Here is a 16,184-nt window from a genome sequence, read left to right as displayed (position 1 = left end):
TGACAGTTCAAAATCTTTACAATTGGAAACATGTTTAGCTTGTCACTAAGCGCTTATTTCAAATCAAGTATATACCTTAGTAAGAAAACTGCCGCCATTGCGTAGGTTAAAAGACTCACTTTTTTGAATTCACCCGTCCCCAAGCGAATACCTACATAAGTGATAAAGCCCAAAGCGATCCCCTCACTGATACTGAAAGTCAGTGGCATTGCCATTAGCGCGATGGTTGCGGTAGCGACGCTGGTTAGGTCGTCAAACTCTAGCTCTTTGATTGAGTCCATCATGAAAATACCCACCATCACCAATGCTGGCGTGGTTGCCATTAGGGGTATAACTAACATGAGAGGGGACAAAAATAAGGCGAGTAAGAAACAAATCGCAACGACGACAGCGGTTAAACCGGTTCGCCCGCCAGCTGATACGCCCGCTGCAGATTCCACATAACTAGTCACAGGTGAGGTGCCCAAGGCTGCACCAACAACACCGGCAGTCGCATCCGCGGTCATCGCCCGGCCCATAAGCGGTAACTTGCCTTGTTCATCTACTAGCTTGGCTCGTTTCGATACACCAATTAAAGTGCCAATAGTGTCGAACATGTTCACAAACATCAGCGCAAATATTAAGTCCCACGTTGTAGCAAAGTTGATGATGGGATACATCAAGTCCATTGCGAAAAAGGTATCTGAAATAGGCGCGGGCAAACCAACGATTGCATCAGGTTTAGCAGTCAAGTAGCCGGCTTCTGTTGGAATGAAAAGACCAATGAGGGTAAGTGTAATAATAGAGATAAGGATGGCACCCGACACTTTCTTTAAGACCAAAACAATGGTGAAGATAATACCGAAGAGCGCAAGCAATACAGCAGGTTCCGAAAGGTCGCCCAATCCGACAAATGTCGCAGGGTTGTCAACAATCAGTCCTGCATTCTTCAGACCGATAAAGGCAATGAATAAGCCGATACCGCACTGTACGCCAATTTTCAGGGCCGCGGGGATTGCTTCGGCAATTTTTTGTCTTAGCCCAGATAACGTTAACAATAAGAACAGCACACCATTATAAAAAACGATGCCAAGCGCGGCTTCCCAAGGTATTTCTCGGCTTAAGCATATAGTAAAAGCAAAGAAGGCGTTCAAACCCATGCCGGGCGCAAGTGCCACCGGATAATTGGTTAGCCAAGCCATTAGCAAAGTACCTAAACAAGCAGCCAGCGCGGTGACAGTGATAAGGCCAGCCACTGGCATTCCGCTCAGGCCAAGTATGCTTGGATTCACTATGAGAATATATGACATTGCCGCAAAGGTAGTTAAACCAGCAATGACTTCAGTTTTCACGGTGGTCGCGTGCTGTTTAAGCGAAAATGTAGTTTCCAAGAAGCGGGCAAGCATGGGTCTTCCTCTTTATTATTCTTATTTTATGCAAGACATTGTTTGGCTTGTGATTGTTAGGGTTATTTATAGCAGATTATCACTACATCATCAGTATATTACTATGGTAATGTAATGGAAGCCGTGTTTACCTTTTCTTACTTGCCGAAGACCTCATCGCTTTGTTTGTCCAGATTTTGTAGACCAGATCAATCAGCCGCAGGAACTTGGAATGAGCAATCTTGAAACATTGATTCAGCGCTTACCGAAAGCAGAATTACATTTACATATCGAAGGTAGTTTAGAGCCACAACTCATGTGGGATTTGGCTCAAAAGCATCATGTTGAATTGCCTTTTTCCGATGTCGACGCAATCAAAAGCGCCTATCAGTTCGACAATCTTCAAAGCTTCCTTGACCTATATTATCAAGGAGCGGATGTGCTTCGAGACGAAGACGACTTTTTTCAGTTAATGTGGGCTTATTTGTGTAAGTGTCATGAGCAAAACGTATTGCATGCTGAAATTATGTTTGACCCGCAAACGCATACAGAACGCGGAGTTTCTTATGATGTCTTTATGCCGGGTTTTATTAAGGCCATCGAGAAAGCCAGAGATGAACTGGGTATTAGTGTTTATCTTATTTTGTCCTTCTTACGCCACCTTAGTGAAGAAAGCGCCATTGCAACCCTAGAAAAAGCGAGGCCTTACTATGAGCATATTAAAGCCGTTGGGTTGGATAGCTCTGAGCTGGGGAATCCGCCATCTAAATTTGAACGAGTGTTTGCACAAGCAAAAGCATTGGGTTTTAAACTAGTTGCACATGCTGGAGAAGAGGGGCCGCCAGAATATATTTGGGAAGCACTACATTTACTCAAGGTTGACCGCATCGACCATGGCGTGAGAAGTATTGAAGATCCCGAACTCATGGCGTACTTAAAGCAACATCAAGTGCCTTTAACCGTCTGTCCACTGAGTAATCTTAAGCTTTGCGTGATTGACCAAATGAGTGAGCACAACATTCTTCAATTGATGAATGATGGTTTACGCGTAACCGTGAATGCTGATGATCCTTCCTACTTCGGCGGCTATCTGAACGAGAACTTTATGGCACTAGCAGAGCATGTGAACATGCAAGCATCTGACCTGATTACCTTGGTGCAAAATGGCTTTAAAGCTAGCTTCCTGCCAGAAAAAACGAAGCAAGATTGGTTGGGCATTATTGAAGATACGGTATCGCAACTAGGAGTGAAGTGATGAAAACAGTAAGCCATTTATTGAAAGGGTTGGTGACAGCGCTTCTATTCGTGTTCGCTACTGGCCAAGTGCTCGCCGAGAATCGATATGGTCCAAGAGATTTTAGTGCAGAAGAAGGTTTCACTGCCATTGTTGCTGCTTACTCGCCAGAGATAAAAGCCATTGATACTGCATTCAGCCAATTGGCGCACGCCCAAATTGATGAAGTCATGACTATTCGCGGTGTGAAGTATCAATTAGGCACTTACAAAGGTGAGAAGGTGCTTATTTTCACCACAGGGATTTCAGTCCCTAACGCGGCCATGACAATGCAAATGGCACTCGATTACTTTCCTGTTAAACGAGTCGTGATGATGGGGATTGCGGGTGCCATAAACCCTGAGTTTAATGTGGGCGACATTGCGATACCTGAACGTTGGTATTTTCATGATGAGTCGGTGTATGTGAATCCAAAACCAGCGCTTGCCGCAGGTGGTACCAACAAAGCCTTGAAGGATAACGGCCAGGAATACACCTTACCGTCTTACTACGAACAAGCCTTAGCGCGATACAAAGAGCGTGAAAAGAGCGATCCGCATGCGCCAAAGTACAAAAACTTTGGGTACCAATTCCCAGAAGAGATGTCGGTGGTTAAACAAGGATGGGACTCTCCTCAACAGATGCCTTATTTTACGGTATCAGATAACTTGCTTAAGCTTGCTCAACAAGCCGTAGACAATGTCGACGCGATCAAAATGCCCTCGGGTAAAGAGATTAACGTGAGAGTGGGCGGCAATGGTGTGACGGGCTCGGTGTTTGCCGACAACGCAGAATATCGAGTTTGGTTGCAAGATGTTTACAATGCACAAGTGACAGAGATGGAATCGGCGGCAGTTGGGCAAGTTAGCTTTGTGAACGAAGTTGATTGGATTATTATTCGTTCGGTGAGTGACCTTGCAGGCGCGCAGCACGGTAAAAATGAAGAAAGCGTGTTTGATGGTATCGCATCTGGCACGGGCACCAAATTCCTAATCGCACTATTAGATGAAATTGTTAGTGCATCGAGCACAGATAAGAGCGCACAAACAAAAGAGGTGAAATAGAGTATGTTAATCCAACTGACTGCACTTGAAGCACGAGTTATAGGCGTATTGCTAGAGAAGGAAAAAACCACACCCGACCAATATCCCTTGACCTTAAACTCAATTACCACGGCGTGTAATCAAAAGAGCAATCGAGAGCCAGTAATGGAACTAAGCGAAGGTGAAGTGCAGCGTACCTTGGATGATCTGCGAGAAAAGAACCTTTTGTTTGAAGTCAGTGGCACAGGTAGCAGGGTGCTGAAATACAAGCATCGATTCTGCAATACAGAATTTAATAGCCTGAAATTCTCCGAACAACAGAAAGCCATTATTTGTGTGCTGCTGCTGCGTGGCCCTCAAACACCAGGTGAACTTCGTACCAGAACAAATCGCTTAGCAGAGTTCGCGAATGTAGTAGAGGTTGAACAAGCATTAAGCTCATTGGTTGACCACAATGGCGAAGAGATTGTTGTTAAGCTAGAGCGTGAGCCGGGCAAAAGAGAAAGCCGCTATGCGCATCTATTCTCAGGCCCAGTTGATGCTGCGCTAGTCAGCAGTGCGAGTGATTTTGCTCCTGATAAGGATGTTTCTGTAGGCGAAGCACAACAAGACCGCATTACTAAATTAGAGAATGAAGTAGAAGAATTGCGCAAAGAACTAGCACAAATTAAGCAAGCGTTGGATTTGGATTAAGAGCTTAGTGACACGCTCGATAGTTATGATAAACTCCGCACCTCAACAAAGCTCCCGTAGCTCAGCTGGATAGAGTGTCGGCCTCCGAAGCCGAAGGTCACGCGTTCGAATCGCGTCGGGAGCGCCATTTTTCCCTTTGTTTGACTGTTTGCCTCTTAGGTCACAATTTTTGTTTTTATTGCTCGTGACCGTGCAGTGACCATTTACACTATTACCTTACATTTTTTCAAAAATTCATCGATGTGCCAAACGACATGCAAAAAGCAATTTGCCATTTGAGTTACAGAATATGAAGTAGCTTCATGGTTGCTGTTCCCTCCTAATGGTCACCTAAAAGTCATCTAAGTAATTTAATGCTTCCATCATTCGCTCGGAACTTGCGATAGTTCTAAGTAAGCCTGCATATCTATTCAGAATGAATTTAAACACCAAAAATGCTGTTTAACTTTAGCTTTGAAAAAGAAATTTTCAAATGTTAACCAACTCAATGATTGATCTAGATAGTGCGTATTTTTCCTGAATGCCGTAAAATAAATACGGGATAATCCGTAAAAAATTAAGTATGCTCTTCCTACAATATAAGCAAAGAGGCATCTATGCAAACTACCAAACTAACATTTAACGTTTTTACACCATTTAATCAGAGGTTTAATGACGCTATTAAAGCCTTGTTTTTGAGAAGAGATAGCTTCTTAAACCACTTGATTTTTTCTGAACTAGAACATTTAGAAAAAGCACTACGCGGCAAAAGAAATAGTGAAAAAGCAAAGAGATATATTAATGAAGGGATGGACAAAAAGAGGACATCAACCCCATTGACTGTAGTTATTAACAAGAGCACGGCCAATCGTCTAAGAAGAATCGTTAAGGAGCATAATATAAATAGAGATGCATTTATTAATCGGTTGTTTCTGTTTATGATTTTGAAAGAAGCTGGTTTAGAAAGACTAAATATAGCCCCCAAAATTGAATCGAATATGATCCCAGGCGTTACTATTGACTCCGCGTCAACATCGCCATTTCAACACTTGAAAGAGGCTATTGATGATCCTTTTTTCTATATTAGGACGGCATTGCAAGAAGACCAAGAAGATTTATATTTAACAAACTTATCTCTTATTACTCGAATGAAAAGACTTGGCGATAAAGTCGATGAGAAAAATATGGCTTCGTATTTTTATGAAAAGACAATAATTTATATTGATGATAGCGAGCTTCCAGATGCAATAAAACATGACATCGAAGAATTGATGTTGCTTCTTTAAACCATTTTTTGGAGAGCAGAATGACTAAATCTAAACACTGTAAAATAAGACAAATACAAAGAGCAATACCGAATCAAGTGATAGGCTGGCTTTACATTTTTGGCGAGACTAGGCTAGCCCCAGGGAATGCACAAGAGTTCTATTTCAGCAAGCGCAGCATAAAAGAGATGAAAAGCGAATTGGGGGTTGTACTTGTTAAATTATGCAGTAAATTTTGGAATGTGCGTCTTATTCAAGGCATGGACGCCAAAGTTATAACTGTATATTGGGTTAAATAGCTTTAAAGCTAATGGTCTATAAATTGCGCATACAGAATAAACATTAATGAGTATAAAAAGTTAAATCTAGAGCTGAATGATGTAGCCTATATTAAAATAACTGAAAAATTAATTCGCATGAATATTATAGGTTTAGATTGCGCTGCACAAAATCAAAATATCGGTTTAGTATATGCTAACTTAGTAAACGGCATTATAAATATAAAAGAAGTCAAAGTTGGTTTGTCAGACATAATCCCGATTCTTTCAACTTGGGTTGAGAGAGGACCATGCCTACTATGCATTGACGCGCCTCTAGGTTGGCCCATGCCAATGACAACACTTTTAGGCAGTCATTCAGCTGGAGAAATGTTGCATAGTGACGCGAATACTTTTTTTCGACGCGAAACCGACTTATGTATAAAACGAGTTTATAACAAAAACCCACTAGATATTGGTGCTGACCGTATTGCGCGTGTTGCTCTCTCTGCGCTAAACATCATTGATAGACTGCGACAAGAAGTTGGTCACCTACCCTTGTTATGGTCACCTGAAGAGTTGAGTAGTGGAGGTGTGATTGAAGTTTATCCTGCTGCAACAATAATATCGCATGGTTTAAATGGAACAGGTTATAAAGGAAAAGAACAAGATAAAGTCAAAAACCGTAGAGAGCTATTCGAGAACCTTGGCTCCAGAACAGTGACAGATGTTTCTATAGATTATTTAGTCCAAAAAGAAGATGCTTTTGATGCTTTCATTTGTGTACTTGCCGGTGTTGATTTTATAGAGGGTCGCAGCATTGCTCCTTCGTCAATTGAAACCGCACGTCAAGAAGGTTGGATTTGGGTTAAGGCTCCGTCCTAGGTTGGCATTATCTAAAACTGATATCGTCTTTAAAAGAAAAGTAGCCAATTTAGGCCTCTAACCATAATCGGCAGGTTGTGTTTTCGAGGCAAGCATCAGGTGTCAGTACATTAAATATTAAACAACTCCAGTAAAAGGCATGTTCGTGTCTATCTATATCACGCTTTACGAATTTGCCCCTCAGAGAATGATACTTGTAGTCAATTTAGTGTCGTTACAACTTCTTTAGCAATAAAGTTTCAGTGCAACACTCATTAAACGCCAGCCACCAAAATTAGAGGTAACATGTTAGTTTTTATACATGTTTGATATTATTTGTATTTAACGCTAGAGTGAGTATTGTTAGTTAATCACTAAGTTCAGTGTAATTGTTAAATGTTGAGTGCTTTTCAATAATCATTCTTACTATTGACACCAAGGAAGAAGCTCAAGCTTAGGTGGATATCAAAATAGTCTTTGTCCATTTCCGATTTTACTGAGCAAAACACCACTAGCATCCAAGCTTTTAACGTGGAACTTTAAGGGAGTTAAAGTGCGCTTCAAAGAGATACTGAGTGTTTTATCAAAGTCCTCACCATACGCTGTCTCAACAGAACGTGACCAAGCGATATCTGAACAGCTTGATGCCGTAAAACGGTATCTATACATTCCAACCGATATTGAGCAAGATTTCAAGGCTGAGCTAGACTCTGCATCGCAAGCAGAGAGGAAAATTATATTTTTATGCGGTAGTAGTGGTGATGGCAAATCTGAGATTCTGACACGTTACAGCAAAGAGTATTCAAAAGCAGCCAGGTTTCACCTAGATGCTACGCATAGCTTCGACCCAAACACCACTGCGATACAAACTCTTGATAAATTGTTTGATGAATTTCAGTCATCGTTAAGTTCGCTTGTTGTAGGAATCAACATTGGTATGCTAGGAAACTATGCTCAAGAGGGTAATAATGAGCATATTAGTAAGGCGATAAATCAGTTTCTTAATGGAAGTCGGCGTTATGGCAATGTCACTTTTCTGAATTTTGAAGATTACGCAAAATTTCGATTGGATGAAGCTGGACACACTTCAGAATTTATACAAAAAGTGTTCGATAAGATTACCTCAACGCACGACAACCCAATTAGAGATTGCTTTACCCAAGAGCTATCGCATTCGAACACAGACAAGAAGTTGTGTGCAAATTATCGTTTACTTTCAATCCCACAAGTCCAACACCGTATAATTGAGGTGCTTTTCAAGACTCGCTTGATGAAAGACCAGTTTTTGACAGCTAGAACCTTACTTGATTTTATACACTGTATTCTAGTTGGGCCCGGCACTTCAACTGGATACCTTTTCGATAATCTATTCGAAGAATCAGACAATGAATTATCTTCGAATATAGTAGCATTTGACCCTGCTGATATAAGAACAAACGCAATAGACAAATTTGTGCTTTCCTACAGCTTAGGAATTAAGGATGACGAGTTTGAAACTTATACATCTTATCTTTCGACTGAACTTGGTATACGAAAGCCCAATAAGCCTCGGCCAAATTCATATCTCAGACTATTCTACTTGCTGAAAGATACAGAAATCAACAACCAATATCATTCTCGATTCAAGTACGATTTTGCAGAGGATCTAATTGACCGATATTCGAAAGTTTGGAATATGCATCAAAACTATACTGGTGTAAAAGAAGAAAGAGACTTTGTTAGGGCCTTCTATCGCGACACCGTCATCGCAGCTGTTCATAGGTACAACAACAGGAATGCTACTAATCTTAACAAGGGGCAGTTTTTAACATCTGAACATAATGATTATCAAATTGTGGCTGAAGTTGCGTTAAAGCCTAACCTTGAGGCCGTCAACGGAAGTCAGACAACCACACCTGCATTTTTTCTCGCGCATATTAAATTGGACGATAAGCCTTTCGAAATCCCCATAAATATTAATTTGTTGAAACTATTGGAAGATATCGTGAATGGATACAGGCCTAACAAGCATGACAAAAACACTGTTGTCCTGTTAGATGATTTAGTTGACCGAATATCAGACATAGCGGTCAATGCAGATGAGCTAATGATCGTCAGAAACGACGTAAGATATACATTAAAAAATATAGATGATGAAGATATCGAAGTGAGCGGTCTATGAGTGTATTGAAATTGAAGGCTGAGCTAGTCGCGAGAAAAAATGAAGTGAAATCATTTCCCTTGATAGCAAACAAGCTACAAGGTGCCAATGAATTTAATTGGGAGCATGTTGTTGGCTATTTTATCAAGTATTGCTTTAGAGGCAGTATTTCAAAGGCAAATATCGACGAGTTTCGTTTTACATGCCAAACCAAATTTGAAGAGAAGCTGGATGCCCCAGAATTTTGGCAGCATATAAAAGAAATGTACTTCGAAAATGACGAGTTGTTCAAAATTAGTCCTGAACTGCTCTTATTTAAAGCAAGTAACGCTAAAGCTAAGTCTCCTGAGTCAAGAATGGGCCGTTTTTTCTTGAATCTTCTACAAGACTTTTACTTGAAAGAAAGACCCAAAACCAAACTAAATTTTATTGAGAAAGAAATCGTTTCGGCGTTTGAATCTTCCTTAGTGAATGGCAGCGTTGCTGGAACTGTCACCGAAAAGCCAAAAGAGGAACCGTTTCTGCCTTTCATCGCGGAACAATTTGCAAAGGACTTAGTATTCTTAAATTCAAAGCCTAAATACTTTCTCAACTCTCTGAAAGACTTCTTAAGGTTATATGCCTTTTTATACACAGCACAATTATCAATTAATTTAACAACATGGAGACAAGGTGAACCATCACCTAAGAAGTGTTTCTTTATTATGGATCACGAGAGGGCTTCTGATGAGCGGACATGGGTAAAGGGCTTTGGATACAAGCAATTGGAGCGCGGGTTTGAAAAAGTGTTTCCTTATTTGGCTATGAATGAAAGCCTGCAAGAGTCAGACTCTGTCAAACTGCCATTATGGAAAGTCGCAGAGCAGATTAGTGATGAAAACCTTGATATCCTAAATAATTACATAGTCAGCTTTGCTGACGACAGAAACTTGCCAATCCCAGATCCAAAATTATCTAACTCGATGGAAGCGTTGGCCGAGTTATTAGAGCTGTCGGAGCGGCAATTCGGGAAGACAGAGAGTCGTTATGATGTGAATGTAAAGTATCGAAAAGATATAGAGAATGAGATGTGCAAACACTTCATACAAAACAGAGGTCGAGCGGGTAGGGTTCTGGTATTTAATCAAGACTACATCATGATGTTAACTAATTTAGCAATTGGAGCTGAGCGAGAGCAACTTAGGTTCCATGAGCTTGTTTTGGAGTTTGAAAGCAGAGGTGTGTTCTTTGACAAGCAAAGTCAAAAAGTCCTCGTCGACTTTTATGAGCGCATAGGGAATGTGCAACGAATGAGTGATAGTGGAGATGCAGTTTATGTCAGAAAAACAGTTTGAAGATTTCCTGGCTGAAAAGCTGATTGATTGGGGAAAGGAAAACCTCAATAACGGCTATCGCTATCAATTTCAGTCTCCTGATGCACGGAATAGTACTAAGCTTTTTAAAGCACTATCGTCACAGAGTTCGTTATCCGTTCGAATAAAAAATATTGAAATACCATGTATTGCTATTGGCGATATCAAGCTGCTCATCGTTATGCACAGCGAAAATGGCGATAGCGGATTCGGTGAAAATTTTATTTCTCATATTCGTGATGTTGTCGCGGGTCAACAAGGAGAAATAAAAAATAGCTCCTTATTGGTAATACACAATTCACAGCTAGACACTCTAATTAACTCAGCGGAAAACATCGCGCAAAATGGCTTCGTATGGCATCCAAGTGAGATCATGCAATCGTTATATTCACTGGTTAAGCCGACAAATGCAGCATCAAAGGTCTCTAAGTGTTTACTGAAGCATCGCTTTGATCAAATCGTTGAAGATGGCGCAACCATGTTTGGTTTTGAAGAATTATATAAAGCAATCAGAGACGATGGTGGTTTAAGATTTGATGAGATTGGCTTGCTTAACGACCCTGTAATTCTTAACGACAATTGGACAGGGCCAGAAGGCCAAATCAGCGCTAGGTTAGAAAAGAATAAGCAACTATATGAGAAAATTGATTATATCGTTCATAATTTTCCCACCAATTTAGAAGAAAAGCTGGGCGAACATAATTTTGGAACTGCGTTCGTCAACAAATACTTCGGTGATGAAGATATTAATAATTGGAAGAAGACGCTTGAATATAGTCTTTGTGAGCAAGAGCAACAAAAAAATAAAGATAATATGCTCGAGCTTGAAAAGGAAATCTGTTCCGATGGTTACCTCTACTCGAGAGCAAAGACCGAAACAAAAGCTGGTCGTCGTGATAAGCACCTTGTTTATCTACTTAAAGAGCAGCAAACTGATTTCCAAATAATCTTTTCTTTTTTGGGAGCAAAAGTACAGAAGAACCAGTGCGAGATTACAGTAGATCATGGCAATAATATAAACGTACTGCAGCCTGACAATACTGGAGGGAAGAGAAGCCGCGTTGCCGTTGTGGGGCAGTATGATAAAAAGGTTATGTTTTTTAACTTTCGCGTAAAACGTGATAAGACGACAGAGACTCATAACTTTCGTGTAGCAGTAATGCGAAAAGATGAATTTTACGAGGAAGCTTTCAAATATTGCTACTTGGTTGATCCTAAGAAGCAAAAACTAATTCTTCAGACCGAGGAGAGTACATTAAAAATAGCAGATTCTATTGCGGAGACTCAGCTTACTGAAAATGGTCAAACTGTTGATAACAGTCAATTCGGTATTATTGATTTTGAATCGTTGTCTTCAGAATCGGATTTTGTTGAGTTTACTGTGAACGGGCACACAGCTTCACTTAGCTTTAAAATAGAGAATGCAGTAGCGTCTGACTCATTGTATTTACCTCTTTTGTTAGACAAACAGAAGTTTTCAAAGCTATACAATGATGATTTTTATGCGGTTTTGAATCGTGCCAATACCAAAGTACAAGTTGAAAACAATGAAGTTGCTCCGAAAGGCAAACGACTCACTTTGCTGCAGTGGGAAAGAGAGCTTGTATTAAAAAGTACCCTTTATAATAGTAAGAATTCTGAATCGAGCTTATATATTCGTGACTTCACCGACTCATTTCCAAAGTTAGCGACTGCATACACGGAACTATTTGAGTATTTCGCAATTACTGGAACATTGCCAAGCTTGGTTGGTTGGGGACCTTCATTTAATTTTCTTGTTGGCGCTGTTGTAACAGAGTTCAACAATGCTATTCATGAAATAAGTTACGATGTGATGTTATCCAAAGCGCAGAAACGTCTTATGCACATTGGATTTGCGACGTTTAAAGGCGAGGAATACATTACACCGTTCCATCCATTGGTGTTGGCTTATCATCTACAAATCGCAAACACTATAAATTCAGATAGCTCTGATAGCTTTAAGAATATTCCGCGAGTTACTCAAAACAGATTGACTGCGCAAGGGCTAATTCCATTTGTGTATGACAATGAAAATGGCTTTTCTTATACTCACAGTGAAGCTGAAAATCCAATGTGGCTAAAACTAGTCCCACAACAAGAAACTAGTTATGACTTCGTCAGAAAGTTGGTTAAAGAGAAAACTAGTGAGTTCCATGATGCGTTCAATAGTCTATTTAGTAATGGTCCGCGTTCAAAAATAATTATTAATTCAGTCAACAATGCTCGAAATAGGCAAGTTTTTCTTGGCCTAGTTGATTTTATAAAGCAGCGTAAAGATAAAGTATGTCAAATACACGTAAATCTATACGATGACCAAATTGAGTTTTCTGAATTTGACAACTTTGCTGACACTCATAGCTACGATGCGATTAAACAGAACTATGGTCTTGATAAGGGCAATGATAAAGACATTGGTGACACTATCGTCGATTTGATACGCAGCCGTTTGACGTATAGTAAATTTAAGAATGCGAAGCTTGATGATGGTTCGTACGCCGAGCAAGCTTATGCTCACCTAACTTTCTTCAAAAACAATAATAAGGTTCAGCCTACTGATGTAAATGTAAATGAAGAGCTGTCCGGTGTGATTGCCGGTGGTTTATTATCAGGTGAGGCATCTACAAATAAGGAAGGAAGCTATTTCACTGCATTTGGCCTTAAGGGTATTAACGTAAGTGAGAGCATACATCTGCAAATAGCGGAACGATTGAGTGGACTTATAAAGCCCTCTAGAAAACCGAATGAGCAATATAGTCGCTCGAAAGCAATGGCATTGGCGGTGAGTGATAAATTCAAACAGCTATTGTCATGTTCATATAAAAGCTCAATTTGGACGACAATAATCGATCCCAAAGTGACATTGGACTTTTTCGATAGCGAGCAGAATGTGGTATTAATTCACTATTCAGATAACTACACAAACTCGGTAAATTATGATGCTATTACTGTCACGGAAGAATCTGAGCTTTATAAAAAAGCCCTTGAACAGGATCAAGGTGGCATCATAGAGGAATTTAACGCGTTCAATGGTGAATGGTTGTTGAAAATGATCACCGCTAATGCGAATGAAACAAAAGAGAAAAAGGGTATAATTGGCGCCTACAAGTTTATCAATTGCCTATTGCAAAAGTCAGAAATAACTTGGGTTCCCCTCTCCGTAGCTGAAATGATTCGTGTAGCAGGTAACATTGGTCTGAAAATGACTGATAGTGACTTTTCTAGAAACGTTAATGGCTACACAAAAGGCTTAATTTCTGATGATGTGCTCTTTGTCGGCTTTAAAGGTGACAGTATCGTTTTACTTCCATTGGAAGTTAAGACAGGCAAAAAGCAGACGCACAGTAAAGGAATAGCACAAGCTAAGGAACTCAAACGATATTTAGTTGAAGATATCTTGGGCGGCGACACGATGGTGGGTAAGCTCAACCGCAGCCTCTTCATTCGTCAAATATTGATGCAGGTAGACAAGTACAAGCTCTACCACCTCTATAGAGACGACTATTTTGACCAATTGCTCGCGAGAAGAGAATGGTGGTTGCAAGGTAAGTATGATTTACAAGATATTGCTGATTATCCAAGCGGATTTCTTGTTTCCCATGTTGAGAATGACGCGTTTGTTGAACCTACATTTGAGGTGGTGGATGACATCCTTAAAGCTGAACTCCCGATAAGCTTATTGAACAAGTTTATCAAAACCCCACTGCAAGAGCTGTTCAATAAGGTTCAACCCGAAAAGTTGTGTCATATTAATGAGATGTTTGTGCTTGACGGTGAGGCTGTACTTGAACCTATCGAGGACTCCAGTCAAACTGAGTATAATACTCTGTCGCCGATATCTCCAATGGGAGTGCAGGAGCCAGCTGTCGAAGAGATATCGAACGTAAAACATAAATTAGTGAGTCCGTCAGATACATTAAAAGTGTTAATCGGTACTTCGGTTCAAGATGACGAGCCTATATTGTGGGAGCCAACTAACACTGCCAAATTCATGAATACCAATTCAGGTATCATTGGCACCATGGGTACAGGGAAAACCCAATGCACAAAATCTGTTATAACGCAGTTGCATCGTAATCAGCACAACAATGTTGATGGCAAGCCAATTGGTGTCCTTATCTTTGATTACAAATCAGATTATATTGACGACAAATTCATTGAAGCTACGAGCGCTAAAAAGTTTAAGCTTTATAAATTGCCTTACAATCCATTAAGTCTTTTTGGCGATACCCCTATGCTGCCCGTTCACACCGCTGCGGGTTTTTCAGAGACGATGACAAAAGCATATGGCCTTGGAAAAAAGCAGCAAATGAAGTTAGAGAACCTCATACTCGAAGCATATGAACTAGCAGGCATACATCCTGAAAATCCGGCGACTTGGAAAAAAACAGCTCCTACTATTGAAAATATATGGGATTTATTCATTGAGCAGGAAAAAGTCGAAGAAGACTCGTTATATGCAGCGCTGTCAAAACTGAATCGGTTCAAAATATTTGAAACTGATCCTGACAAAATGATGAGCCTTTATGAACTGGTGGATGGCGTTACCGTGGTGGAATTAGCAGGGTACCCGGGTGAAGTCCAAAACTTGGTTGTTGCACTGACGTTAGACCTTTTCTACTCACAAATGCAAAAGCAAGGTAAGCCGGAAGTTCAAGGCGATTTTAGGCAAGTTTCCAAGTTAATACTGGTTGATGAAGCAGACAACTTTATGTCTCAAAACTTCACTAGCTTGCGCCGCATATTGAAAGAGGGACGGGAATATGGTGTTGGAGTGATCCTTTCAACGCAGGATATTACGCACTTCAAAACTAGCGAAAATGACTATTCCGCTTATATCTTGAGCTGGATTGTGCATCGCGTGTCGCAGATTAAGAATCAGGATATCAAGTCTATTTTTAACAAAGATGATAAATCTAGCCAGGACCACCTTATGACATCAATACGCGGGTTAGAGAAGCATCATAGTTTGTATGTTGATGGTGAGAAGAGGATTGTGAAGATTAGAGATAAGGCTTTTTGGGAATTGCTCAATGACTCATGACGAAATAGAAGGTTTAATACTCGGCGTTAAACGCTGGCAACGGGGAGATGAGAGAGCGCCAAATAAGCCGTTATTAATGGCTTATATTTTGGCAAACTATATAAACGGACAAGGCCAGATGTTTAGTTTTTCAGAAATTGAAAAAGATATAGAGAATTTGCTGAAACGATTTGGACCATCAAGAAGATCATACCATCCAGAATATCCGTTTTGGCGACTTAAAAATGATGGTATTTGGCGCTTAGACAATGCAGAGGAATGCTTAAGCCGCAGAAGTAATACAGATGCGAAAAAATCCGAGTTAATAGAATACGAAGTAAAAGGAGGATTTTGTGATGGTATATATAATCGTTTAAAAGAAGCTCCTCAATTGGCTACAAAACTGCTTGAAAAATTACTGAACGAGAATTTTCCTGATAGCATTATTCCTGAGATTTTATCTCAATTAGGTATTGTGACATGGGAAAAAGCTCAACGAAGAGACCCCAACTTCAGAAGAGAAGTTCTTAATGCATACAACGCAAAGTGCTCAATTTGTGGATTTGATGCGAGATTGAATGATGAACTATTCGCGCTAGAAGCGGCTCATATTAAATGGAAACAGTTCAATGGGCCATGCGAAGTCAATAATGGCCTTGCTATGTGCTCCATACACCATAAAGCGCTCGATAAGGGAGCACTTTCGGTCACTACGGAGATGACAGTGAAAATTTCTGATATGGTTATTTGCAGTGGAATGGCGGAAGCTTTTTTGTGGAAATATGATGGAAAAGAAATATCGATACCACGTCAAACCGGCAAACAACCACTTCCGAAGTATTTTGAATGGCACCTTGCTAATGTTTTTAGAAGTACTGAGCGGTGAATAAAAGCTCGGAACGCCCATTAAGTC

The 16,184-nt window shown here is 40.3% G+C and carries 10 protein-coding genes and 1 tRNA gene; 10 read left to right on the top strand and 1 reads right to left on the bottom strand.

The window, feature by feature from the left end; all coding sequences use genetic code 11:
- Window positions 1–53: 53 nt before the first annotated feature.
- The gene (locus RM556_RS06975) at window positions 54–1,385 is read right to left on the bottom strand and encodes an NCS2 family permease (protein WP_311374254.1); all 1,332 of its coding nucleotides are present in this window, start codon (window positions 1,383–1,385) and stop codon (window positions 54–56) included.
- Window positions 1,386–1,596: 211 nt separating this feature from the next.
- On the opposite strand from RM556_RS06975, the gene RM556_RS06970 reads away from it, so the two are divergent.
- From RM556_RS06970 to RM556_RS06925, 10 genes are all read left to right on the top strand, one after another.
- Window positions 1,597–2,619, top strand: a complete 1,023-nt coding sequence (locus RM556_RS06970; RefSeq protein ID WP_311374253.1) for an adenosine deaminase — start codon at window positions 1,597–1,599, stop codon at window positions 2,617–2,619.
- Window positions 2,619–3,701 (top strand): 5'-methylthioadenosine/S-adenosylhomocysteine nucleosidase, encoded by a 1,083-nt coding sequence (locus RM556_RS06965; RefSeq protein WP_311374252.1) that lies wholly within the window; start codon window positions 2,619–2,621, stop codon window positions 3,699–3,701. The genes RM556_RS06970 and RM556_RS06965 overlap by 1 nt, the downstream gene beginning before the upstream one ends.
- 3 nt (window positions 3,702–3,704) lie before the next feature.
- On the top strand, window positions 3,705–4,373 hold the full coding sequence (locus RM556_RS06960) for a DUF480 domain-containing protein (RefSeq protein ID WP_311374251.1): 669 nt from the start codon (window positions 3,705–3,707) through the stop codon (window positions 4,371–4,373).
- A gap of 50 nt (window positions 4,374–4,423) precedes the next feature.
- Window positions 4,424–4,500 (top strand) — tRNA-Arg (locus RM556_RS06955).
- A gap of 469 nt (window positions 4,501–4,969) precedes the next feature.
- Window positions 4,970–5,638, top strand: coding sequence for a hypothetical protein (locus RM556_RS06950; protein ID WP_311374250.1), 669 nt, complete (start codon window positions 4,970–4,972; stop codon window positions 5,636–5,638).
- Window positions 5,639–6,033: 395 nt separating this feature from the next.
- Window positions 6,034–6,759, top strand: a complete 726-nt coding sequence (locus RM556_RS06945) for a DUF429 domain-containing protein (RefSeq protein ID WP_311374249.1) — start codon at window positions 6,034–6,036, stop codon at window positions 6,757–6,759.
- A gap of 532 nt (window positions 6,760–7,291) precedes the next feature.
- A complete protein-coding gene (gene dptF / locus RM556_RS06940) occupies window positions 7,292–8,899 on the top strand; it encodes a DNA phosphorothioation-dependent restriction protein DptF (protein WP_311374248.1) in 1,608 nt (535 codons plus the stop codon).
- Window positions 8,896–10,212: a DNA phosphorothioation-dependent restriction protein DptG gene (gene dptG, locus RM556_RS06935; RefSeq protein ID WP_311374247.1), complete on the top strand. Its 1,317-nt coding sequence runs from the start codon at window positions 8,896–8,898 to the stop codon at window positions 10,210–10,212. Before dptF ends, dptG begins: the two co-directional genes overlap by 4 nt.
- Window positions 10,193–15,292 carry a DNA phosphorothioation-dependent restriction protein DptH gene (gene dptH, locus RM556_RS06930; RefSeq protein WP_311374246.1) on the top strand — a complete coding sequence of 1,700 codons (5,100 nt, stop codon included), beginning with the start codon at window positions 10,193–10,195 and terminating at the stop codon, window positions 15,290–15,292. Before dptG ends, dptH begins: the two co-directional genes overlap by 20 nt.
- Entirely contained in the window at window positions 15,282–16,157 is an 876-nt protein-coding gene (locus RM556_RS06925) for a phosphorothioated DNA-binding restriction endonuclease (protein ID WP_311374245.1), read from the top strand. Before dptH ends, RM556_RS06925 begins: the two co-directional genes overlap by 11 nt.
- The last annotated feature ends 27 nt before the right edge of the window (window positions 16,158–16,184 follow it).

This window comes from Alteromonas sp. W364 (assembly GCF_031846205.1).
Classification (GTDB): Bacteria; Pseudomonadota; Gammaproteobacteria; order Enterobacterales; family Alteromonadaceae; genus Glaciecola; species Glaciecola blandensis.
Note: the sequence above shows the minus strand (reverse complement) of the source record. Positions and strands in the feature narration are given on the sequence as shown.